The sequence below is a fragment of the Pseudomonas sp. P5_B2 genome, assembly GCF_056400445.1.
Genome location: NZ_JBFULH010000761.1, coordinates 1 through 1,756, shown reverse-complemented (window position 1 = coordinate 1,756; position 1,756 = coordinate 1). Strand labels below are relative to the sequence as shown.

The 1,756-nt window shown below is 56.1% G+C and carries 2 protein-coding genes; both read left to right on the top strand.

What is annotated here, in order from left to right:
• On the top strand, nucleotides 1-248 hold a 248-nt coding region (locus AC1DRJ_RS26480), incomplete at its 5' end, for a substrate-binding domain-containing protein (protein ID WP_477804754.1).
• A 157-nt stretch (nucleotides 249-405) separates the two neighbouring features.
• Nucleotides 406-1,756: MFS transporter (locus AC1DRJ_RS26475; RefSeq protein WP_477804753.1), on the top strand; the 1,351-nt coding region annotated here is incomplete at its 3' end.

The following is a 1,756-nucleotide window of genomic DNA, read 5'->3' as shown; positions in this document are numbered from 1 at the left end:
CCTTCGGCGTGCTCGCGGAAGCCGCCAGCCAGGGCTTGCGCGTCCCGCAAGACATCGCCGTCCTCGGATTTGGCGACATCACCAACGCCAAGTTCGCCCACCCTGCCCTGTCCACCGTCAGCGTCAATGCCGCGACAATGGGCCGCGAAGTGGCTGAAGCGCTGCTCCGAAGATTTTCGGGGAATGGTGATTCCTCTGTAAGCCAGATGGATACCGGCTTCGAGCTGATCGAGCGCGCCAGCACCTGATTCAATTTTAAAAAACCCGCCAAAAGGCGCTTGAAATGATAGCGCTATCTGTTTAATGATAGCGCTATCGTTGTAGGACAACTTACAACGGTACATGACGGATATCGTCGACCTGAAAGGTCTACCCGCACAAAAATAATTCGTGGGAGCGTCAACCATGCAAGAACCCAAGCCAACCCGTGTCCGCTATTTGATCTTGCTCATGCTGTTCCTGGTGACGACGATCAACTATGCCGACCGCGCCACCATCTCCATCGCGGGCTCCAGTATTCAAAAAGACTTAGGTCTGGACGCTGTGACCCTCGGCTACATCTTTTCAGCGTTTGGTTGGGCTTATGTTCTGGGCCAGATCCCGGGCGGCTGGCTCCTCGATCGCTTCGGTTCAAAGAAAGTCTATGCCGGGAGTATTTTCACCTGGTCCTTGTTCACCCTGTTGCAGGGCTATATCGGTGAGTTCGGGATCTCGACCGCCGTAGTGCTGCTGTTTCTGCTGCGCTTCATGGTCGGTCTCGCGGAAGCGCCTTCGTTCCCGGGTAACGCACGGATCGTCGCTACTTGGTTTCCGACCAAGGAACGCGGAACCGCGTCAGCCATCTTCAACTCGGCGCAATACTTTGCGACCGCACTGTTCGCACCGTTGATGGGATGGATCGTCTACACCTACGGCTGGCAACACGTGTTCATCGTCATGGGCGCCTTGGGCATCGTGTTCTCGCTGATATGGCTGAAGGTGATCTACGGGCCGAAGGATCACCCGAAGGTCAACGCCGCCGAGGTCAAGTACATCGCCGACAACGGTGGACTGGTCGACCTGGAAGATTCGAAAGCGAAAAAGGACAGTGGCCCCAAGTGGGATTACATCCGCCAGCTTCTGACCAATCGCATGATGATGGGTATCTACATCGGTCAGTTCTGCATCAATGCCCTCACCTACTTCTTCCTCACCTGGTTCCCGGTTTACCTCGTACAAGAACGCGGCATGACCATTCTGAAGGCCGGGTTTATTGCTTCGTTACCGGCCATCTGCGGCTTTCTCGGTGGCGTCCTGGGTGGCGTGATTTCAGACACGTTGCTGCGTCGCGGCAACTCTCTGAGCGTGGCACGCAAGACCCCTATCGTGTGCGGCATGTTGTTGTCGATGAGCATGATCATCTGCAACTACGTCGATGCTGACTGGATGGTGGTGTGCTTCATGGCGCTGGCGTTCTTCGGCAAAGGGATCGGCGCACTGGGCTGGGCCGTCGTGTCGGATACCTCGCCGAAGCAAATCGCAGGTCTTTCAGGTGGCTTGTTCAACACCTTTGGCAACCTGTCTTCGATCTCCACGCCGATCATCATCGGCTACATCATTGCCGCCACCGGCTCTTTCAAAATGGCTTTGGTATTCGTTGGTGCCAACGCGCTGGTCGCGGCCATCAGCTACCTGTTCATCGTTGGCGAAATCAAACGTATTGAACTCAAAGGCGTGACTGACGGGCCCGCTCCCGCTCAGGCAACAACCGTGAAAC